Source organism: Streptococcus mitis, from assembly GCF_047464965.1.
Taxonomy (GTDB): domain Bacteria; phylum Bacillota; class Bacilli; order Lactobacillales; family Streptococcaceae; genus Streptococcus; species Streptococcus mitis_DU.
In genome coordinates this window covers 1-507 of record NZ_JASHAT010000029.1, presented here as the reverse complement: position 1 = coordinate 507, position 507 = coordinate 1, and the positions used below count along the sequence as shown (strand labels likewise).

Genomic DNA, 507 nt, shown 5'->3' with positions numbered 1-507 from the left:
GTGTTTCTAATTCTTCTTCTGAAATCGGATCTCCAACAACCGTCAAGACCAATTCATTGTTACTTGACTTGTAGACTTGATTAATAACCGTATAATTGGCGAACTCTTTTCCTACAAACTGTTTGATTCCTTCTTTTCGCGCTTGATCTATCGTCAGAGTGACTGCTGAATAACTAGCCGGAAGAATCAATAATACAATCAAGGATATCAACCCAATTCTCATTTTAATGTTTAGCTCTTTAAATGAACTTAAGGGAGATTTTCTCATCAAAATTCTTGTTCCAACAATATTGATTAGCATGATAAAGACACAATTGATCAAGAAAAGATAAAGAGCCCCAAATAAAAATCGTACATTTCCATTAGCTAAACCATAGCCTGCAGTACAGATAGGCGGCATCAAAGCTGTAGCAATGGCTACTCCTGGCACGATATTGTTTGCTTCTTTTTTCCTTGAACCGATCACACCAGCAATCCCACCAGCAATAGCAATGAGAACATCCCAAA

The 507-nt window shown here is 37.3% G+C and carries 1 protein-coding gene; it reads right to left on the bottom strand.

What is annotated here, in order from left to right:
* Positions 1-507, bottom strand: a 507-nt coding sequence (locus QM408_RS09270; protein ID WP_414374368.1) for a DUF389 domain-containing protein, incomplete at both ends; no start/stop codon positions are given.